The following is a 20,097-nucleotide window of genomic DNA, read 5'->3' as shown; positions in this document are numbered from 1 at the left end:
CCGGTGGAGAAGGTGATCTGAGTGCTAATTCAGTGGCGCAGACGATCAAGGATCAAGCGCCGCCTGTCAAATGGACCTTTGATCCTTCCGGGTCAAGCGGTTCGGTCCAGATACGGGTTATCCACTGAGATTCAAGGAAAAACGGCCCCTTACATCAAAGCGGAGATTTTGTTGCCGCGGTGTCTTTCGAGGCGCCCGGCAAGTTCGAGTTCCAGCAGCACGACATGAACCGACCTCGCATCACCATCCGCAAAGCGTATCAATTCATCCATGTCCACCGGGGTTGGACCAAGCGCCGCAAGGACGCGGTCACGCAGCTTTCCGTCCGGTTCGGAGCGGGAAAGAGGGGCGGTTTCGCTCTCTTCGCGGAACTGCCTGCCAAAGGGAAGGGTTGGTGCCAGTCGACCACCAAGACCTTCCAGCACATCGTCGGCGGTCGAGACAAGTGCCGCACCCTGCCGGATCAAGCCATTGGCACCTTCCGAACGCGGATCCAGGGGGGAACCCGGTACGGCGAATATGTCCCTGTTCTGCTCAAGAGCATAACGAGCGGTATGAAGAGAGCCGGAGGCCTTGGCGGCTTCGATAACGATGACCCCCAGAGACAGGCCTGAAATCAGCCGGTTGCGCCGGGGAAAATCCCGGCTGCGGGGTTTCCAGCCAAGAGGCATCTCGCTGATGACGGCGCCCCCTGCGTCGAGAACGGCAGCAAGCAACCTGTCGTGTTCCGGCGGGTAGAGCACATTTATGCCTCCCGCAAACACGGCGATGGTACCTGTTTGTAGTGAGGCTTCATGGGCGGCAGCATCGATCCCGCGGGCGAGGCCGGACACGATTGAAAAGCCTTCTGCTCCAAGCCCCTGTGCAAATCGTGTCGCAAGTTTTCTGCCCGAGAGTGAAGCGTTGCGGGCACCGACGATCGCAATCATCCGTTCCCGGGTCAGCGCGGAGGCGCCGCCCTTTACGGACAGGAGCGGCGGCGGACCGTCGATATGTCGAAGATGTTGCGGATAGTCGGGTTCATGCAGGCCAATCAACCGGGCCCCGATCCGCCCATGGGCGTCCAGCTCGGCTTCAGCGTCTTCAAGCGGACAAATCCGGCTAGCCTTGCCGCCGCGCCTTGCTAGATCGGGAAGCAGCTCCAGCGCTCGTTGAGCGGAGCCAGCGTGTTTCAGAAGTTCCGCGAATGTAACGGGACCAACGTTTTCCGATCGTATTAAACGAAGCCACGCCAGACGTTCCGCCTCGGAGAGGTTGCCGGGAGTTATATTTTCAGAAACGCGGTTCACGCGCTTTCATCGCCGGGCGGAGACGAAGCATTGGCCGCCGGTTTGGATTTCGAGCCGATCTTGCTTTCTTCCCCACGCAGAAGCCGCCCAATGTTTTCGTGATGCTTGGCCCATAGCAGCACCGACAGCAAGACGAACATCTGAGCTATCTGGACCTGATGGAAAACGAGATAGAGCACGATCGGGGTCAGCAGGGTCGCCGTCAGTGCGGACAGAGACGAATAACGGAACAGAAAGGCCATGCCGATCCAGATGCCTGCCGCGAGCAGGAACATCGGCCAATAGAGGCCAAGCAGAATGCCGAGGTAGGTTGCAACACCCTTGCCGCCCTTGAACTTCAGCCACACCGGGAAGAGATGCCCGAGAAACGCCCCAAGGCCGGCGATAAGAGCCATTTCCTGGCCGTAGAAGTGATTGACGATCAGAACGGCAACGGTGCCCTTCAATCCATCCCCCAGCAACGTGGCAGCTGCCAGAGATTTGCGGCCGGTGCGCAGAACGTTGGTGGTGCCGATATTGCCCGAGCCGATTTGGCGGATGTCTCCAAGTCCGGCCATGCGCGTGAACAGCAGGCCGAAGGGAATCGAACCGAGCAGATAGCCGAAGGCGATGGCGGCGAGATAGTAGGGCCAGGCAAAGGCCCAGCTGATCGGTTCTGGCACGCGATACTCCAATGACGTGCATAATAAATAGCCATCGCAATGTAACGGCATGGCAGCCCGGATCAAGTCCGGCAACTGAGAAAAGAGTGTCTTTGCAGGGAAATAGCGCGGGGTCTATTCCGAGAGCTTGTATTTTTCCGCTTCCACCAGCAGCGACCCGAACGGAAGGGAAATACTGGCCCGGAGCGGGACGAGATACGGCTTGTCACCAACCGGTGCGAGCCAGACTTCCATGGACTTGTTTGCCGCGAGTTGCTGGATCGACTTGCGCTTCGGCCGGTGGCCGGAAATGGGTTCGTACCGGACACCGCAGACTATGACGTCGCCCTTGAACCGGCCATCAGACGTTCTGTTGGCCTTGCGGGATTTGTACTGCAGGTGAACGTCGTAACGTTCCTTGCCGTCGAATATGCGCAATGTCCTGTTGCAGCTCTCCTTGGCAAGTCCCTGCGGGGCAGGAAGCACGGCGGCGGTCAGGGGATCGAGAACACTCTTAAGATGCTCGGCGGTTACCTTGACCCGTTCCTTCATCCGATCCTGCGGCGGCCGAACTTCGATAGCGTCGATACTGCCCTTACGCATTCGCATGGTGATGGTTCCGGTCTCGTCTTCACTCTTGAGGTCAAGAGCGTAGCGGGCTGGCTCCAGGACGAGTTTTTGTGCGGTTCCAGTGACTTCAACTGTGCCTTTGCCGTCAGACACCAGCCGTCCGAAGGCGGCGGTCTGGCCGTTGGCACTGACGGAATAGGACTTGCTGTCGACATCCAGTGACAGGACGCCGGAGCCGATAGGCAGCCCAAGGGCGTAAAGCTTGTATTTAATGTAGAGATCAGCCGCCGAAGCGCTGCCGGTAAACAGCGCGGTTATCAGAAAGGCAAGGGCGATCGGGCGCATCAGCAAGTTCCGTTGGAAGTTCCGTTCGCGCCAGATTCAGGGAGAATTGTGGCGCGAACAGGATCAACGTTGGAACGGAAACAAGGGCTCGTTCAGGTGTGGCTGAAAACCGTTTTCCCACCGACAACCGTGCGCAGCACCCGCCCCGAGAACCGTGCATCTTCGAAGGGAGAATTTTTCGAACGTGACTTGATGGTACTTTTTTCCAGGACCCAGGGACGCTCGGGGTCGAACACGGTCACATCCGCCGGAGCCCCTTTCGAAAGGCGTCCGGTTTCCAGTCCCAGCCGGTCCGCCGGGCGACAGGTCATCGCGCCAAGCAGGGTGACAAGGTCGACCTGCTCGGAATGATAAAGCCGCAAGGCCGCCGCCAGAAGGGTTTCAAGGCCGATGGCGCCGTCTTCTGCTTCTGCCCACGGATGACGTTTGGTTTCCACGTCCTGCGGGTCATGATTGGAGCAGATGATGTCGATGGTGCCGTCGGCAACAGCCGCGATCATCGCTTGCCGGTCGTCTTCATCGCGCAGTGGGGGCGACATCTTGAAGAACGTCCGATAGGCGCCGATGTCGTTTTCATTGTGGGTCAGGTGATTGATCGACACCCCGGCGGTGATGTCCAGCCCTTTCGCCTTGCCTGCTCGAACCACGTCTGCGCTGTCAGAGGTGGAAATGAGGTTTGCGTGGTACTTGCCCTTGGACATGGCAACCAGGCGCAGGTCTCGCTCCAGCATGATGATTTCCGCTTCACGCGGCACACCGGAAAGACCTTTCCAACTGGCGTTCAGGCCGGCGTTCATGACCCCGCCGGCGAGGTCCGGGTCTTCCGTGTGGTGGATGACCAGCGCGTCGAAATCGCGGGCATAGGTCATCATGCGACGCATCACTTGAGCGTTCTTTACCGACTTGTGGCCGTTGGTGAAGGCAACGGCTCCTGCTTCCTTCAGCAAGCCGATTTCGGCCATTTCCTCGCCCTTGAGGCCCTTGGTCAAGGCGGCCAGTGGCAACACGTTGACGATGGCCGTGTCACGCGCCCGGCGCAGGATGAAATCGACCAGCGCGGGATCATCAATGACCGGATCCGTATCGGGCATTGTGCAAATTGTCGTCACGCCGCCGCTTGCGGCAGCCTGGGAGGCACTGGCGAGCGTTTCCCGGTGCTCTGCACCCGGTTCCCCGACGGAGACGCAGAAGTCGATCAGGCCCGGACAGGCGATCGCGCCCTTGCAGTCGATAATTTCCGCACCGTAGGGAGAGCCCTGGTTGGCAGCTTCCGGCCCGGCGGCGAGAATGGTGCCGTCCGCGATGATGACGGAACCTGGAGCATCCAGGCCGCGTGCCGGGTCAATCACTCTGGCGTTTGAGAGAACCAGAGGTTTGGGTGTGTCGTAAGCCACGTGTCTTGTCCCCTGGATCAGTTGTTCGGCAGATTGGCGGCAAGGGCTTCAAGCACGGCCATGCGCACGGCAACGCCCATTTCCACCTGTTCGCGAATAAGGCTTTGGGCGCCATCGGCAATCGAGGCATCGATCTCGACACCGCGGTTCATCGGCCCGGGATGCATGACAAGGGCGTCTTCCTTGGCATAGGCGAGCTTTTCCGCGTCCAGTCCGTAGTAGCGGTAATATTCCCTTACAGATGGAATGAAGGCACCGTTCATGCGCTCGCGCTGCAGGCGCAGCATCATGACGATGTCGGCACCCTCGAGACCTTCCTTCATGCTGGTGAAGACCTCGACGCCCATCTTGGCGATGCCGGACGGCAAGAGGGTGGTGGGGGCAACAACACGGACGCGCGCTCCGAGCGCGTTCAAAAGAATGATATTGGACCGGGCAACGCGAGAATGGGCGATGTCACCGCAGATGGCCACGGTCAACCGCGCGATCTTTCCCTTGTGTCGCCGGATTGTAAGAGCGTCGAGCAGGGCCTGTGTCGGGTGTTCATGCGGGCCGTCGCCGGCATTGACCACGGAGCAGCCGACCTTTCGCGCCAGAAGATGCACCGCACCGGCCGCGTGGTGGCGAACCACCAGAAGGTCGGGGTGCATGGCATTCAGCGTTGCCGCCGTATCGATCAGCGTCTCGCCCTTTTTCACAGACGATTGGGACACTGCCATGTTCATCACATCCGCCCCGAGCCGTTTTCCGGCCAGTTCAAAAGAACTTTGGGTGCGGGTTGAGTTCTCGAAAAAGAGGTTGATCTGGGTTCGTCCCTGCAAGACCAGCCGTCGTTTGCTGATCTGGCGGGAAACCTCTACAGCTTCTTCCGCCCGGTCCAGAAGGCCCAGAATTTCGTGGGGGTGGAGGCCCTCTATGCCCAGCAAATGACGATGGGGGTAAGGGCTGTCTCGATGGGTGTTGCTCGCGGTCATCGAGACCATTCCTATAAGGAGGAACGCCCGGTTCGACAAGTCAGGAAATCACATCATGCCCACTGTCCACATACCTGCTAAATATTTGATCGGCTGGACAAAATATGGCTGCGTGCGCGGCGGTAAACGGGAGAGGTTTCAAAGGTGACACGCGCAGGCGCCGCCAAAGGATTGAAACTATTGTGTTCCACTCAAAATCACGACCGAATCTCGGCGAGAATACTGTCGCAATAGTCGCAAAGAGTCTGCAGGTTTTCTTCCGCTCGCAGCTTGCTGTCACTCTGGTAGGTTGCAGCTGACAAGTTTCTGAAAATTATAGGCAATTTCCAGTTTCTTTCAGGCGTTGCACATGGCTTGGCAACTGTGCCGGTCTAAAGCGAATTGATGACGGGCACGATTTTGCGCAACTGGGCGAGCGCCCACTGCCAAAGAGCCTGATCAAGTGACCAGCAGCAGGGCGAGCGGGATCGTCAGGGTCGCTGCCAGTGTCTGAAGCGTGATGATCTCGGCCATCAGCTTTGCGTCGCCGCCCATCTGACGGGCGAGCAGGTAGGAGTTGCTGGCACAGGGCACTGAACTGGCAATGATGACAACGACCAATGCGGGGCCGGTAACGCCGAAAAGACTGGCAAATCCAAAGGCAAGCAATGGCATGAATATCGGCCGTAAAAAGGTGCCGAGGGCGAGCGCCGGACCCGGTCTGCGGAGTGAGCCGAGGTCCAGCCCGGCTCCGACGCAGATGATGCCGATGGGGAGTGCGGCCCTGGAGAAAATCTCCAGGGTATCGTCGACCACGAAAGGCAGGGAGATGCCACCCGCGTTCATGATGCCGCCTGCGCCGATCGAGAGGATGAAGGGATTGGTGAACAGGTCTTTCAGGATCTTGGCGCCACTTGGTGACGTTCCGCTTGCGTAATGCGACAGCACCAGGATGCTGGCAACATTGAGCAAGGGGATCATGAACACCATTGCGACCGCAAGCAAGGCCAGCCCTGTTTCACCGACCACATTGTCGGCAATCGCGAGCGCGATCATGGCGTTCCAGCGCAAGGTTCCCTGGAAAATGGAGGTAAAACGCGGCGCGGCGATACCCCAGGCACGCTCGATGGTCGTGCGTGCCAGAAGCAGAAGCAGCGCCATGGACAAGATGGAGGCGAGCAGGGCACCACCCATGTTGAGCGTCGGAAAACTGGCGAAATCCGCTTGCGAGATCGTGCGGAACAACACCGCCGGAAACAGGACATAATAGGCAAGCCGTTCGACACCACGCCATTGCTCGCCGGTAATCAGTCCGGTGCGGGCGATCAGGTAGCCGGAGGCAATCACGAGGATGACCGGCATCAGGGCGGCAAGTGTGGTCAGCATGTGTTCGGCTTTCGCGTTCGACAGGCCTTGAAACAAGGGCCTGTACCCGGCAGCGGTGGGATCAGCCGTTATCTAAGCCCATAAAGCCGAGTCGGTCCAGAAAGCCCTGCAGGATGTAGGCAGCGGCCATCTTGTCTACCACGTCGGCTCGTTTCGCACGGCTCGTATCGGCTTCCAGCAACGTGCGCGTCACGGCCGCCGTCGACAGCCGCTCGTCCCAATAGGTGATCGGCAGGTCCGTTTTCTGCGAGAGGTTTCTCACGAAAGCGCGGGTCGCCTGAACGCGGGGGCCTTCGGAGCCATCCATATTGAGTGGCAGACCGAGCACCATGCCGCCGACGCCCTGCTTGGCGCAGATGGCCAGGAGTTGTTCCGCATCCAGCGTGAACTTCTTGCGCCGGATTGTTTCCATGGGAGAGGCGATGCCACGGCCGAGATCTGAAAGCGCCAGACCAATGGTCTTGGTGCCAAGATCCAGGCCGATCAGCCGGGTGCGGTCGGGCACGGCGGCCATGAAGTCTTCCAGGGAAAGTGCGGGGTCATTTGCCATTCGGCGGCTTTACCAGCGAGGCATGGAAAACGCCAGTTCGATTTTCACTCAGAACCCGATGGCAACACGAAGTTGCCCTTCCCAAACGTCCAGCCCGTTCTGGCCCAGGCTGAGATAGCCTCCCTTTGCATCAAGCGTCACGTTCTCCGCAATCAGGGCAGTCGCCCCGCCGCGCAGCGTAAAGCTCCAGGCCGATGCGGTGACAAAGTTGAGTTCATCATCGAGTATCTTGCCGTCGTTCGGTCGCAAATATTCGTATACCGCGCCTGCTTCCACATAGGGCTGGATCAGAAGCCCGTCCTGCAAGGTGAATTGACGGCTGAATTCGGTCGTCAGTTCAATTGTTCCCAGAGAGGCGGCATTGCCCGAGATGGGAACGCTTACAGCCCGGTTGAGGATCGTCCCGTTCAGATCGTAACCGTCGGAAAAAACGCGGTTGAAGGTTACGGTCGCCTTGGGGCGTACCTGGATCTCGCTCAACGCATACTGACCGTGAACACTGAAAGTCGCTCCGAGTTCGTGGGTGTTGTATTCGCCGCTCAAAACCGAGATATCCGACTGACTGTTTGAAAAGCCATAGCTCAGCGAGCCATCAACGGCCCAGTGCTGTGAAATTCGTGCGGCAACATAGGGGCCGATCTCAAATCCCTGGGTGTCGATTGTCAGGTTGGAATTGAAACCGTCGGTGTCGGTGGTTTCAAAGGTCACGGAAAAACCGCCGACGATATCTTCGGTTAGCTTGCGGTCGGCACCAAATGCCGCGGTTCCGCTGAGTGTCTGAAAGTCCCTGCCGAAACGACGGTCGTCGCTGTAGACCCCGGTTACCGTGCTCCAGGCATTCCAGAGTGTCGGTTCGATCAGATCCCGGCCCGGAGTGATTGGAACTTCGTCCTGCTGCTGCAGACGGCCGGCGGCCAGCAGTTGTTCCCGGGTGCAGAACGTGTGTGCATTGGCAGTCTGTGTCTCCTCGGCTGATCGTGGATCGACGCAGTAACTGATGACCTGACCATCAGCGCGCCTGACCGGCACAAAGCCGGCCGGAAGGGCGGGTTGATTTGGATTGCGGCTGCCGGGCGGCAGGGTTCCGATTGGTGGCGTGACGGTGCCCGGTGCGCCTGTGCCTCCACCAGACGGGGGAAGCGTTCCAATAGGCGGGGTAACACCCCCTGGTGCACTCGGCAGCACACCAGAAGGCACGGTGCCAATAGGCGGTGCAGCCGTGCCGGGACGGCCAAGATTAAAGCCAGCAGGCGGCAATCCTCCAACTGGTGGCGTGATCCCGCTTGAAGGCGGCGCAATGGGGCCCGGCAAACCAGGCATCACTCCGCTTGGAGGCACGACGGCGATCGGTGGAACTGGTCGTCCGAAATTCGGAAACAGCCTGCTGATTGGAGGCTTTACCAGGCTAGGGGGCTTGATGTTGTCGGGAAGCTGAAAGTCGCGTTTCTGGTTCTGAGTGTCGATAAGACAATCGGACCCGCCGTCGACACCATAAAGCTTGTGCGTGCCGCCGTTTCCGCTCGAAACAACTGGAGAAGTGGATAGATGCAGGCCGGTGCTGGAGCGGGACCATGTGTCGACGGTCTGATTACCCTGGGCGGCATCCAGTCGGTAGTCGCCGGCTACCGTGCCTGAAACCCAGATCGAACGGCTGTCAGACTTGTTGGTTCCCAGAAAAAGCAGGCCGCCATCGTTCTTGCAATTGGCGGCTAGGGCGGATGTCGAAAGGCTGCTCAAGAGCAGAACTGCCGGGCAGATGACTTCCAGCCAGACACGTTTCGAACGCAGTCGCATCGGCATAGCTCCAAAGTCTCGCGAATCCCCAACGTCATCTTGCGTTGAAGGAATAGGGGAAGCTAGCTCTGGTTGTCGAAATAATCGAGGCGTTGCCATAATTGCACAGGTGAACTGTCAAAATTATCGATAACAGGACCGTGCCCTGCGGAGCACATTGAACGCATTCAGCTTGTTGCGAGCAGTCTGTCACTGATAGGGTCCGGGCAACCTGTCCTGGAATTAGGAGACTGCGATGAAACTGACCTGGTATGGCCACTCCGCTTTCAAGATCGAGATTGAAGGCGCATCCATCCTGTTCGATCCGTTCTTTACCGGAAATCCGTCTTTCCCGGAGACCCTGTCAGTCGATCAGGCAGCGGATGGCGTAACGCATGTCATCCTGACCCATGGTCACAACGATCACATCGGTGACGCCGTCGACATCCTGAAAAAAACCGGTGCGCAGCTGACCTCCAATTTCGAAATCTGCATGTGGGCCAACCGGCAGGGGATCGAGAATATCAGCCCCATGAATTCCGGCGGCAAGGTGAACGTCGGCCCGTTCAGCGTCGCGCTGACACGTGCCGATCACTCGTCGTCCTTCCAGGCTGGCGGTGAGGCTATCTATCTGGGCAATCCACATGGTGTCATCATCGAAGCTCCTGGAGAAAAGACGCTCTATCACCTGGGAGATACCGACATCTTCTCCGACATGGCCCTGATCGACGAGATCTACCAGCCGAAGATCGGGCTTGTTCCCATCGGTGACCGCTTCACGATGGGCGGCAAGTCGGCAGCGCTCGCCTGCACCCGGTTCTTCAACTTCGATACGATCATTCCCTGCCACTACGGCTCGTTCCCGATCATCGACCAGACGGCGGATACGTTCCTTGAGGCAATGGGCGGCGATCGCGACAAGGTGGCAAAGCCAAAACCCGGTGAACCGATTGACGTCTGACGGGTTCAGTCGAGGGAAGCAATCTTTGCTTGTCTCCCTTGGAGGTAGAGGTTTAGTCTTTTTCCGGGAAATTTAAGAAGTAAGGGTGGTTTTCTTGTTTTGTGACGCTGGGAGCTTGGGTTCCAGCGTCAGGCGGAGGATATTATGCCGACTGTAAAAGACGTTACCTTCGATCTGCTTCGCAAGCTCGGTTTGACAACTATCGTCGGCAATCCCGGGTCCACTGAAGAAACCTTTCTGAAGAATTTTCCGGACGACTTCCGCTACGTTCTTTCTCTGCAGGAAGCCAGCGTCGTCGGCATCGCTGACGGCCTGGCGCAGGGTCTGCGCAAACCTGTCATTGTGAATGTCCATACAGGTGCAGGCCTCGGTAACGCGATGGGCTGCATCCTGACCGCCTACCAGAACAAGACACCACTCATTCTGACCGCCGGACAGCAGACCCGAGACATGCTGCTGCTCGAGCCGCTCCTTACCAACATCAATGCGACGCTTTTGCCCCAGCCATGGGTGAAGTGGAGTTATGAACCGGCAAGGGCCCAGGACGTGCCGGCCGCTTTCATGCGGGCCTACGCGGCAGCGGTACAACAGCCGAGCGGGCCGGTGTTCCTGTCTCTCCCGCTGGACGACTGGGACAAGGAAATGGAGGGACCTGCAGAAGTCCGCTCCGTCTCTCTGCGCTCGGCCGCCGACCCTGCCAGAATCAAAGATTTCGCTGAGCGTATCAACGCAGCAAAAACTCCGGTTCTGGTATACGGCTCGGACATTGCCCGGTCAGAAGCCTGGGACGAAGGGATCGCGTTCGCAGAAGCGCTGTCTGCCCCGGTTCTGACGGCTCCTTTCGCGGAACGCACGCCATTTCCGGAAAGTCATCGGTTCCACGCCGGCACATTGCCTTCGGCCATCGGCCCCATCTGCAAGCGGCTCGAGGGGCACGACCTGGTTATCACCGTCGGAGCTCCGGTCTTCCGCTACTATCCATATGTCGCGGGAGACTACCTTCCGGCAGGAACAAAGCTGCTGCAAATCACCGACGATCCGGACATGGCGGCCAAGGCACCGGTTGGCGACAGCCTCGTCTCGGACAGCAGGCTTTTTCTTCAGGCAATCCTGCCTCAGCTGGATCGACGTGAGGAAAAGCCCAATCCCTACAAAAAGGATCCGGCGCCGGTACCCAACTACTCGGCCCTGCCACTGACGCCGGATGCAGTCTACAGCTTGATCCGGGAGGCTGCGCCGTCAGATTTCGTGCTGGTAGAGGAATCTCCATCCAACGTCATCGAGCTGGAGCGACAAATTCCGATCGATAAACCGGACACGTTCTACACTTTTGCATCCGGAGGTCTCGGCTGGGACATGCCGGCCGCTGTCGGTCTTGCGATTGCCGAGGAAACGAGCGGACGCAACAGGCCCGTAATTGCCGTGATCGGCGACGGCTCGTTCCAGTATTCGGTGCAGAGCATCTACACCGGCGTGCAGGAGGAGGCGCATGTGGTCTTCGTTGCCATGCGCAACAGTCAATATGCGATCCTGAAGGAATTCGCGATCCTGGAGGAAACGCCGAACGTTCCGGGTCTTGATCTTCCCGGGCTTGATATCGAGGCACTTGGGCGTGGATACGGCGCAAAGACTGCGAAGGTGAAAACCGCTGACGAATTCAGGGCGTCTCTTTCCGCGGCGCTTGCGCACAGGGGGACGACAGTGATCGAGGTGGAGATATCGCCCAAGCTTAGATCTTTGCTTGGATAAACGTTCAAAGCAGCACTCATCGTGCAATGCCATTTTTACCGGCGAGCGAGGGGATTTCGCCTCACGTAAAGTTCAAGAGTACCAAGCCGTACGCAAGGTCAGGCGATGCGCTGAAGCTTTAGGAGAGGCGATTTGGCTGACCGGCAGCTGACCTGCCGCCAGCCAACACGTTGCTGAAGCCATCAGGCTGCATCCAGGCGGGCGAGGAAGTCGTCCAGAGATTTCCTGAGATTGGTCGATTGATCCTGAACGGAGGAAGAAGACCCTCGGAGCTGGTCGGAGGATTGAACAAGCGCCTGAATGGCTTCCTGCATCTGCATCATGTTGCGGGAGACGACGCTGGTATCCGAAGACGTTTCCTGCGCGTTTGCGGCAATCTCGGTTGTTGCCGAGCCCTGCTGTGACACTGCGGCGGAAATCGTTGTCGTATGAGTGTCGACTTCTGTCATGGTCGTTGAAATTTGTTCGATTGCGAGCACAGCCTCTCTGGTTTCCGATTGAATGGCTGCAATCTGCCCGCCGATTTCCTCGGTCGCCTTTGAGGTTTGGGTCGCCAGCTCTTTCACTTCCGCCGCGACTACCGCAAATCCCTTGCCTGCTTCACCGGCCCGCGCCGCTTCGATGGTTGCGTTCAGTGCAAGCAGGTTCGTCTGCTCGGCGATAGCCTGGATAAGAACGACAACTTCGCCAATCTTGTCGGCTGCGTCGGCCAGGTTTGAAATCTTCTCGTTGGTCAAGCTGGCCTGGCCGGTGGCCGAGGCAACCACGGACGCGGTCGCTTCCACCTGTCTGCTGATGTCCGCAATGGAGGCAGTAAGCTCTTCTGCGGCGGCGGCAACCGTATCGACCTTGCCGGATGCATTGTCCGCGGCGTGAGTGGTCGATTGTACGATCGAGCCGGAGTCCTCGGCGGCCTTGGTGGACATATCAACGGCGACCTGCAGCCCCTCTGTGGCATTGTCGAGAGCCGCGAGGACCGCTTCGGTGCTGGCACGGAAATCTTCTGCAAGCCTGTGCATCAGCTTCTTGCGGTCTGCTGCCTGGACCTCGCGCTGCCGGTCGACTTCTTCTGCCAACTGGCGTTGTTCAACCAGAGAGCCCTGGAAGACGTCCAGCGTGTCGCGGAGCTGGCCCAGCTCATCTGCTGCCCGCCAGGTCGGTCGCTTGATTTCAAGCTGGCCGGATGCCAGCAGGTTGGCATTTTCGGAAAGCTGCCGTGCGCGGTGACCGATAGTGCGGCTGAAATAGAACCAGGCTGTTGCCGCAAATAGCGCAAGCACCAGCGTGCCGCCGACCTGAAGTGCATTGGACGTTTCTGCGGCCGAGCGCAGGGATGACAACCCATTATCCATTTCCTGGTGAATGAGCGTTTCGGCGTCATCCGCCAGGGCGATGAAACGTTCGAAGGTTTCGTCAAAGGCAACATCGGCTCCCGAGCCGGCTTTCTCGGTTGAAAGCATGGCCTGGTGTCGAACGTTCGCAAGGTCGATCAGTTCGCCGATCTGGGCGAGAACGTCCTTGCTCTTCTGAAGGTCCGGATGGGCCTCAAGCGCTTTCCGGGCGTTTTCGAAACTGCCCAGAGCTTCTGCGAATTCCTCACCTGCATCACCGCCCAGGATTTCCGCGACCAGCAAATGTCCATGCGCAAGACTGAACCTTGCTTCACCTGCCAGGGCTTGCGCCTTCGCATCATTTGTCAGCGGTGCGGAGATTGCAGCGATCTTCTGTTCCAGATCGTCGTAGATCGCATCGAACTTCTCGTCAGCCGAACTGCCGACACCCTGATCGCCTGCGAGGGAAGCGTACCGGCCTTGGGCGGAGGCAACAAACTCGTCGACTGCGGCCAGAACTTCCTTGATCTTTTCGCGGACTTCCGGGGAGCGGGAAGGGTAGAAGGTTCCTTCTTCGTTGCTCGCGCCGTTTAATATGGCGTTCGCGTAAAACCGTGTTTCGTCGAGGAGATTCCAGACTTCGTCGATGCTCTCGCCGTCGTCACCGGACATGATTTCCTCAAAAAGCAAATGCGCATGCGTCGCGGTGAGCTTGATCTCCATCGCGGCATCCCCAAGCGGCGCCAATTCTGCTCCCAGGTGTTCCCCTTCGCTCGCGACACTTTTCATGAGACTGTAGGAGAAGAACCCCATGGACAGGGAAACCAGAACCAGGGCACCAAATACCAGCGCCAGCTTGCGGGAAATTCCGAATCTCATGAGAGCCTCAACATGTCTGAAGTGAGTTCTCTGATGGTATGGGGCTTGGATTAAATAAGTATTTCGCCAGATGATAGGAGAAAAGAACATTGATAGTTTTAAGTATATGTTTCAGAGAGCAGTAAAAATATTTGGTGTGTTTATGGTTGGGGTATGACGATGCTTCTCTACACCCGAATGGCTGAATGCGCTTTGGTGTGTGATAAGTTGTTCAAGTCATTGTGAGAATATTGTTGTGCCTTCAATCGTCAGGCACAATGCAAGCACATTTTGATGGTAGCCAAGCCGTCGTTTTGGCCCAGCCACCCAAGCAAGTGAATAACCGGGGACTTATCATGAAGCTGTCCAGCTTTGCTTTCATCGCGGTTCTGAGCGGCGCTCTTTGTGCGTCGCCTGTCTTGTCGGCAGACAAGTCGATCACGCCTGACGGCAAGCCCGCGCCCTCCAAGCCGCATGCCAAGCCGGGGTCCAAAGCCGCGCAGGATGAAGAAGCTGCTGCTCAAACGCCTTATTCGACGGTGCGGGACGTGTTTTCCGGAGATACGACAGTTGCCGGTGAAAAGGTCGCCTTTCCGCAATCGAACCCTTCGCTAAAGGCCATCGAGATCACCATGGAGCCGGGCGAGGAGACACAGTGGCACCAGCATCATGCGCCGCTCTTTGCCTACATTTTGGAAGGCGAGATTACCGTCACTTACGAGGAACTTGGCAAGAAGGTCTACCGTACCGGTGACGGTCTTCTGGAAGCGATGGATGTTACCCACAGAGGGCAGAACACCGGCGAAGGGCCGGCCAAGATCCTGGCTGTTTTCCTGCTCGGTGATGACGGTGTGGCAACGGTTGCCGAAGACAAGCCGGGTGCAAACAAGAACAAGGTCGAATAAGCGCGGGACACCGCGCACAGCCTCTTTGTCCGATACACCCATTGATTGATAAAGCCTGGGCCGATTGTCAATACCTTTGGGAATGCGAACTTTATGTAAAATATTGAAAATTCCTTGCCAGATTGGAAAACTTACCTAAGGTAACTGTAGACTGCCTGTCAGATGGGGTGAAAATGCATCTGCAATCTGAGCGCGCAGTCCAAGCAACCATTCAGGTGGGAGTTTTCATGAGCCATTTTCGCATGTTGCCGCGTCTGAGCGCGGTGGTTCTCGGACTTGCGGCAGCTTTTGCCGTAACATCCCAGACAAGTCTGGCGCAGGAAGCGCAGAAGCCGAATATTCTCGCTATTTGGGGGGACGATATCGGCACCTGGAACATCAGCCACAACAACCGTGGCATGATGGGCTACCGCACGCCCAACATCGACCGGATCGCACAGGAAGGCGTTGCCTTTACCGACTATTACGCCCAGCAAAGCTGTACGGCCGGCCGCGCCGCCTTTATCGGGGGCAATGTGCCTGTCCGTACAGGCATGACCAAGGTTGGCCTGCCGGGAGCAGAGCAAGGCTGGCAGGAAACCGACGTCACCATGGCAACTATCCTGAAGTCGCAAGGTTACAAGACCGGCCAGTTCGGCAAGAACCACCAGGGTGACCTGGACGAACATCTGCCGACAAACCACGGTTTCGATGAGTTCTTCGGCAATCTCTATCATCTGAATGCTGAAGAAGAGCCGGAAAACCGGGACTATCCGGGTGATATGGTTCTGGCGAACGGCAAGACCTTCCGTGAACAGTTCGGTCCGCGTGGTGTCCTCCATACATGGGCAAATGCAGACGGAACGCAGAAGATCGAGGACACCGGTCCTCTTACGAAGAAGCGCATGGAAACCGTCGATGAGGAATCGCTTGCCGAAGCCAAGCGTTTTATTCGTGAAGCGGTGGAAGAGGGTGTTCCCTTCTTTGTCTGGTGGAACGGAACACGCATGCATTTCCGCACACATGTGAAGGAAGAGCATACGGGGATTGCCGGTCCGAGCGGGGATACCTATCACGACGGCATGGTCGAGCATGACATGCATGTCGGCGAACTGCTGGACCTGTTGGACGAGCTCGGCATCGCCGATAACACGGTGGTGATGTATTCGACCGACAACGGCCCGCATTTCAACACCTGGCCGGATGCTGGCACGACGCCGTTCCGCAGCGAAAAGAATTCCAACTGGGAGGGCGCTTACCGTGTGCCGACCTTTGTTCGCTGGCCCGGCGTCTTCCAGGAAAACGTGACGCTGAACGGTATCGTTGCCCACGAAGACTGGCTGCCGACCTTCGCTGCGATTGCAGGGGCTTCGGATATCAAGGAACAGCTTCTTGAAGGTGTTGAACTCGGTGGCCGGACTTACCGCAACTACATCGATGGTTACGACCTCAACGCCTATCTGAAAGGCGAGACCGATTCATCGCCGCGTCATGAGTTCTGGTACGTGAATGACGATGGTCAGGTGGTTGCGGCCCGGTACGACGACTGGAAGGTCGTGTTCCTGGAAAACCGCGGTCAGGCCTTCGGCGTCTGGCAGGAGCCCTTCACGGAATTGCGTGTGCCTGCTGTCTTCAACCTGCGCCGGGATCCTTTCGAAAAGGCCCAGCACAATGCCAATATCTATTTTGACTGGTTGCTGGACCGTGCGTTCGTGATCGTTCCGATCCAGGCACTGGCCTCAAGGTTCCTGCAGACCATGCAGGACTATCCGCCAAGCCAGACACCTGGATCCTTCAACCTGTCAGCGATCGAGGAAAAGTTGAAAGCCGGCATGAGCGGCAGCAACTGAGTTTAACTTGTCACTAAAATGAAAAGCCCGGGGCCTTGCTAGGCTCCGGGCTTCTTTTGCGTATTTGCCAATGTGTCGTCCAGAACCGCAGAAATTAGCGGTCTTCTGATCTTGGATCTCAGAGACGGTTCAACAGTTCAGGTGTCGGCCAGGCATCGGCCGGCATGCCAAGCTTCTGCTGCACCTGCTGCACGGCATTTCGGGTGCCGGAGCCGAGGATGCCGTCGATCTTGCCGACGTCATAACCCATGCTGGATAGCTTCGACTGAAGTTGCTTCATTTGGGCGTCGTCCAGGCCAAGGTCCGGGTTGCCTTCCGTGTAGACCGGTGCGCCGGCGAGCCTTGTCGCGAAATAGGCGGCAGTGGTCGTGTAGACGAACGACTGGTTCCATTCCAGATAGATGTTGTAATTCGGATAGGCGAGGAATGCCGGCCCCTTGCGGCCCTGAGGCAGGAGTAGCGAAGCGGGCAGGTTGCCGGAAATCTGACCCCAACGCGGCTGCACGCCAAGAGCAGCCCACTGGGCACCGGTCTTGGTCTTGTCGAGCCCGCTTTCAGCCCAGTTGAGGTTCTGCGGTACCTTGACCTCCTGCAGCCAGGGTTCGCCGCGGCGCCAGCCCAGATGCTGGATGAAGGCACCGGCAGTCAGAATGGCATCGGCGGCACTTTCCTTCAGCTTAACGTGCCCGTCACCATCGCCGTCGCGGCCGAACTTGATGATGTCTTCGGGCAACATCTGAACCATGCCGATCTCACCTGCCCAGGCGCCGGTGGTGCTGCGCGGGTCAAGATCACCGTGCTGGACCATCTCGATGGCAGCGATCAGTTGCGGCCGGAACAGTTCCGGGCGGCGGCAATCATGAGCAAGCGTGGCCAGCGCATTGACGGTGTTGAAATCGCCCTGAACCGCGCCGAAATCCGTTTCAAGCGCCCAGAAAGCGGTAATGACAGGTGCCGGAACGCCATATTCGGATTCGGTACGCTGGAATATGCTCGCGTATTTCTTCATGTTCGCGGCGCCGTTTTTCATCCGGTAGCCGGAAATGACCCGCTTGGAAAAGTCCAGGAAGGTCATCTTGAAGACACCCTGCGCCCGATCGCGCGACAGCACCTTGCGGTCGACCTGTGCGCCCGCCAGGGTCTGGTCTGCCGCATTCGCGGAAAGGCCCTTGGCAATCGCTTCCTGTTTCACGCCTGCAAGGAACTGCCGGAAGTCGCCGCCACACTGCTGCGCCTGAGCAGGCGCGGTGGCGAGCCAGAAACCGGCGAGGGCGGTGGCAGCGATTTTCGGGGAGAAGCGGAGTGTCATGAAAAATCCTGTCGTTGGGCGCAAAGGCAGGCCGGAGCCTTTAAAAATCGGCCATAGTTGACTGTGCTTCGCCTGTAACGTCAACCCGTCGACAGGGCGAGCTGAAGGCTCTTCCACCAAGTCTTTGGCAGCAAGCTGCGGTGCTAACGGCAATTGCCGAAATCAGAGCCGACCATGATGCCGCCGTTCGGGGATCTTTTCAGCGGCGCGTTGACGCTGGCTGAAGAACGACAGTCGGAGGAAGACGTTCCGACGCTGGGGGACTGGTAATAGGGGGCGTTTACCCCGGACGTCTGCTGCTGGCACATCTGGTAGGCCATGTCGTAAAGGGCCTGCCAACCGCCGGGCATTGAGCCCATGTTGTCCAGGACGCCAAGCGCTGCACCTGCACGGGCGCCACGATAAGCGCCCGATGCCCCGCGCCATTCGCCGCCAACAACCGCTCCGGCCATGCCGCCGGAAACAGCATCTCCGACGACATCACCGCTGCCCATGCGGGCGTTGGCATAGTCGGTCGCATAGACTGTGCAATCGGTTCCATCCGCCTGAGCTTGCGTGATTGCGGCCGGGAAAGTGAAGAGAAGGGAAGCGCTGAGGCTGAGGGCTGCACGGTTCGCCATGGTCCGTCTCCTGTCTGCAGTGCCTGACTTGCACCGCGAAAGCGCAACAATCCAAATGCCGAGACCGGCCGGAAGAATGTTGCGACATATCGAGAGCAATCGAAACAGGCGCTGCTGATTGCGCCCGTCGATGCAACTGTCCCCGCGGTCCGCAGGGCAAACTTAAATCGACGGGATATTACGCTTCGACACTTAACAAGGCTCTACCTGGCAATCGCAGGTTTTACTCATGGCTGCTGCTGGGGTTCCAGGAAACTTTCACCTACGTAGCCGGTCTTGCCGTCATACTGAACGCCGCACCACCAGTTGCCACACGTGTTGAAGCGAACCTCGGCTCCAGCCGGGATGACGGCCAGAACCGTCGCATCCTTGTTCTGCGCTTCACGCAGGTTCACCGATGACTTGATTTTTGCCGAAAGAGGAAAGTCCGACGCAGCGGCGCTGGTATCCGGAGTAGAGGCGGATGCAGTGTCGGTGTCAGGTGCCGTGACGGCCGGAATGTCAGCTTCCAGAGGCGATGCATCCGATACCGGATTTTCGTCGGTCTCCGGCACTGCGGCAGCAGCGCTGGCAACGAGCGTATTGGTGGTGCCGCGTGCCGATTGGCTATTGGTTCTGACGGGGGCGGGCTGAGCTGGAGCAAGTCGCGACTGGATCTTGTCGTCGGCAACCTTGTTGGTGTCATGACCCAGCGGGTTGGAATGGTCTTCAGGTGCAGTGGACGCTATCGACCTTGAGGCGAATACCTCGCGGATACGGTCCTTGGCCGACTTTACCTGCTCTGCGCTTGCGGTCGGTGTTGCGGTCAGATCCGTCCTGCCCTGGTATTCGGGATCTGCGCCGGCAATAAGGCTCTCGATCGTCGGTTCGGTATTGATCTGCTGGGTCTGGACCGTGCGGCTGTCTGCCTCTTTGCCGGCCAGCAGGTCGCTCAGGCTCAAATAGATTGCTCCTGCGCCGATGCCGACAATCACAAGTGTACTGACCAGCAGGGTTCTGAAACTCGGACCATGTCGGAAATTGGCTGCCGCTTTGGAAGCGGCTGCAGGTGCGGGGACTTGTTCAGGCTGAAGACCGATATTCCGGGAGCCTCGTACCGGAGTGCGCAACACGCCTGGCATATCAAAGCCGGCTTCGTCCGTTGCACCTGTCAGCGTTGGGCGGCGGGAGGCTGTCGGCTTCAGTTCGTCGGCGGCTGCATGCATCTGAAGGATCTTGGCGGCAAGTGTGCTGGCGTCAGAACCTGTGTCTGCCGCCACTGTGTGAACTTCGGTTTCGCTAAGAGGGACTTCATCGTCCTCGGACGGATCGTTGGGAACGACGAGCTTCAGCTCGTTCTTTTGAGGTGCATTGTCCGGATCGTGGCCTTCGGGGAAGTCGCAAGTGTTGGCTGGCGCGGTGACGGAATACATGTGGCCCTCCTGGATTTGCGGTTCGGGCACGCTCGGAGCGGTTGCCATATCTGGGTACCGGAGCATTAATCTTCGTTAATGCGTCGGCACGCAGGCCGGATTGCGGCGGCAGTAGGGAATTTTGCATGAAATGTGACGGGTCTGTGGTCTTGCGGGGCCAAATGGATGTGCGTTTGCAAAAGCCTAACCTGTCTCTGACAAACTGCGCGCAAACGGCCTGCC

16 protein-coding genes are annotated in these 20,097 nt (G+C 58.3%); 4 read left to right on the top strand and 12 right to left on the bottom strand.

Annotation, left to right across the window (positions count from 1 at the left end):
• Window positions 1-149: 149 nt before the first annotated feature.
• From dprA to HCG46_RS18610, 8 genes are all read right to left on the bottom strand, one after another.
• Window positions 150-1,289: a DNA-processing protein DprA gene (gene dprA, locus HCG46_RS18645; RefSeq protein ID WP_168687039.1), complete on the bottom strand. Its 1,140-nt coding sequence runs from the start codon at window positions 1,287-1,289 to the stop codon at window positions 150-152.
• The gene (plsY, locus tag HCG46_RS18640; protein WP_168687038.1) at window positions 1,286-1,951 is read right to left on the bottom strand and encodes a glycerol-3-phosphate 1-O-acyltransferase PlsY; all 666 of its coding nucleotides are present in this window, start codon (window positions 1,949-1,951) and stop codon (window positions 1,286-1,288) included. Before plsY ends, dprA begins: the two co-directional genes overlap by 4 nt.
• A gap of 114 nt (window positions 1,952-2,065) precedes the next feature.
• A complete protein-coding gene (locus HCG46_RS18635; protein WP_168687037.1) occupies window positions 2,066-2,845 on the bottom strand; it encodes a DUF3108 domain-containing protein in 780 nt (259 codons plus the stop codon).
• Between the two features lie 92 nt (window positions 2,846-2,937).
• Complete coding sequence (locus HCG46_RS18630) at window positions 2,938-4,239, bottom strand: dihydroorotase (RefSeq protein ID WP_031270764.1); 1,302 nt, start codon at window positions 4,237-4,239, stop codon at window positions 2,938-2,940.
• Window positions 4,240-4,256: 17 nt separating this feature from the next.
• On the bottom strand, window positions 4,257-5,222 hold the full coding sequence (locus HCG46_RS18625) for an aspartate carbamoyltransferase catalytic subunit (RefSeq protein ID WP_197923286.1): 966 nt from the start codon (window positions 5,220-5,222) through the stop codon (window positions 4,257-4,259).
• Between the two features lie 429 nt (window positions 5,223-5,651).
• A complete protein-coding gene (locus tag HCG46_RS18620) occupies window positions 5,652-6,578 on the bottom strand; it encodes an AEC family transporter (RefSeq protein WP_168687036.1) in 927 nt (308 codons plus the stop codon).
• A gap of 61 nt (window positions 6,579-6,639) precedes the next feature.
• A complete protein-coding gene (gene ruvX, locus HCG46_RS18615; protein ID WP_023004059.1) occupies window positions 6,640-7,128 on the bottom strand; it encodes a Holliday junction resolvase RuvX in 489 nt (162 codons plus the stop codon).
• Window positions 7,129-7,176: 48 nt separating this feature from the next.
• Window positions 7,177-8,922, bottom strand: coding sequence for an autotransporter domain-containing protein (locus HCG46_RS18610; RefSeq protein WP_168687035.1), 1,746 nt, complete (start codon window positions 8,920-8,922; stop codon window positions 7,177-7,179).
• A gap of 235 nt (window positions 8,923-9,157) precedes the next feature.
• Between HCG46_RS18610 and HCG46_RS18605 the strand changes: the two genes are divergently transcribed.
• Both HCG46_RS18605 and mdlC read left to right on the top strand, forming a co-directional pair.
• Window positions 9,158-9,862: a metal-dependent hydrolase gene (locus HCG46_RS18605; RefSeq protein ID WP_152506898.1), complete on the top strand. Its 705-nt coding sequence runs from the start codon at window positions 9,158-9,160 to the stop codon at window positions 9,860-9,862.
• A gap of 144 nt (window positions 9,863-10,006) precedes the next feature.
• Entirely contained in the window at window positions 10,007-11,611 is a 1,605-nt protein-coding gene (gene mdlC, locus HCG46_RS18600; protein WP_168687034.1) for a benzoylformate decarboxylase, read from the top strand.
• A 182-nt stretch (window positions 11,612-11,793) separates the two neighbouring features.
• Here mdlC and HCG46_RS18595 read toward each other — a convergent pair whose 3' ends face one another.
• Entirely contained in the window at window positions 11,794-13,821 is a 2,028-nt protein-coding gene (locus HCG46_RS18595; protein ID WP_168687033.1) for a methyl-accepting chemotaxis protein, read from the bottom strand.
• 335 nt (window positions 13,822-14,156) lie between these two features.
• Here HCG46_RS18595 and HCG46_RS18590 point away from each other — a divergent pair, with 335 nt between their 5' ends.
• Window positions 14,157-14,705, top strand: coding sequence for a cupin domain-containing protein (locus HCG46_RS18590; protein WP_209009524.1), 549 nt, complete (start codon window positions 14,157-14,159; stop codon window positions 14,703-14,705).
• Between the two features lie 227 nt (window positions 14,706-14,932).
• On the top strand, window positions 14,933-16,534 hold the full coding sequence (locus tag HCG46_RS18585) for an arylsulfatase (RefSeq protein ID WP_168687032.1): 1,602 nt from the start codon (window positions 14,933-14,935) through the stop codon (window positions 16,532-16,534).
• 118 nt (window positions 16,535-16,652) lie between these two features.
• On the opposite strand, the gene HCG46_RS18580 is transcribed toward HCG46_RS18585, so the two are convergent.
• The 3 genes from HCG46_RS18580 to HCG46_RS18570 all read right to left on the bottom strand — a co-directional run bounded on the left by HCG46_RS18580 (window position 16,653) and on the right by HCG46_RS18570 (window position 19,875).
• The gene (locus tag HCG46_RS18580; protein ID WP_168687031.1) at window positions 16,653-17,843 is read right to left on the bottom strand and encodes a lytic murein transglycosylase; all 1,191 of its coding nucleotides are present in this window, start codon (window positions 17,841-17,843) and stop codon (window positions 16,653-16,655) included.
• 143 nt (window positions 17,844-17,986) lie between these two features.
• Entirely contained in the window at window positions 17,987-18,463 is a 477-nt protein-coding gene (locus HCG46_RS18575) for a hypothetical protein (protein ID WP_075281657.1), read from the bottom strand.
• A gap of 227 nt (window positions 18,464-18,690) precedes the next feature.
• Window positions 18,691-19,875 carry an SH3 domain-containing protein gene (locus HCG46_RS18570; protein WP_168687030.1) on the bottom strand — a complete coding sequence of 395 codons (1,185 nt, stop codon included), beginning with the start codon at window positions 19,873-19,875 and terminating at the stop codon, window positions 18,691-18,693.
• Between the last annotated feature and the right edge of the window lie 222 nt (window positions 19,876-20,097).

It is taken from the genome of Labrenzia sp. PO1 (assembly GCF_012273635.1).
GTDB lineage: Bacteria > Pseudomonadota > Alphaproteobacteria > Rhizobiales > Stappiaceae > Roseibium > Roseibium algicola.
This window is presented reverse-complemented; position numbering and strand designations above follow the sequence as displayed.

What these genes read in the sequence shown, in the direction of transcription:
- HCG46_RS18635 (WP_168687037.1), bottom strand. Translation starts at nt 2,845, where the DNA reads ATGCGCCCGATCGCCCTTGCCTTTCTGATAACCGCGCTGTTTACCGGC.
- HCG46_RS18625 (WP_197923286.1), bottom strand. Translation starts at nt 5,222, where the DNA reads ATGGTCTCGATGACCGCGAGCAACACCCATCGAGACAGCCCTTACCCC.
- HCG46_RS18620 (WP_168687036.1), bottom strand. Translation starts at nt 6,578, where the DNA reads ATGCTGACCACACTTGCCGCCCTGATGCCGGTCATCCTCGTGATTGCC.
- ruvX (WP_023004059.1), bottom strand. Translation starts at nt 7,128, where the DNA reads ATGGCAAATGACCCCGCACTTTCCCTGGAAGACTTCATGGCCGCCGTG.
- HCG46_RS18610 (WP_168687035.1), bottom strand. Translation starts at nt 8,922, where the DNA reads ATGCGACTGCGTTCGAAACGTGTCTGGCTGGAAGTCATCTGCCCGGCA.
- HCG46_RS18605 (WP_152506898.1), top strand. Translation starts at nt 9,158, where the DNA reads ATGAAACTGACCTGGTATGGCCACTCCGCTTTCAAGATCGAGATTGAA.
- mdlC (WP_168687034.1), top strand. Translation starts at nt 10,007, where the DNA reads ATGCCGACTGTAAAAGACGTTACCTTCGATCTGCTTCGCAAGCTCGGT.
- HCG46_RS18595 (WP_168687033.1), bottom strand. Translation starts at nt 13,821, where the DNA reads ATGAGATTCGGAATTTCCCGCAAGCTGGCGCTGGTATTTGGTGCCCTG.
- HCG46_RS18590 (WP_209009524.1), top strand. Translation starts at nt 14,157, where the DNA reads ATGAAGCTGTCCAGCTTTGCTTTCATCGCGGTTCTGAGCGGCGCTCTT.
- HCG46_RS18585 (WP_168687032.1), top strand. Translation starts at nt 14,933, where the DNA reads ATGAGCCATTTTCGCATGTTGCCGCGTCTGAGCGCGGTGGTTCTCGGA.
- HCG46_RS18580 (WP_168687031.1), bottom strand. Translation starts at nt 17,843, where the DNA reads ATGACACTCCGCTTCTCCCCGAAAATCGCTGCCACCGCCCTCGCCGGT.
- HCG46_RS18575 (WP_075281657.1), bottom strand. Translation starts at nt 18,463, where the DNA reads ATGGCGAACCGTGCAGCCCTCAGCCTCAGCGCTTCCCTTCTCTTCACT.
- HCG46_RS18570 (WP_168687030.1), bottom strand. Translation starts at nt 19,875, where the DNA reads ATGTATTCCGTCACCGCGCCAGCCAACACTTGCGACTTCCCCGAAGGC.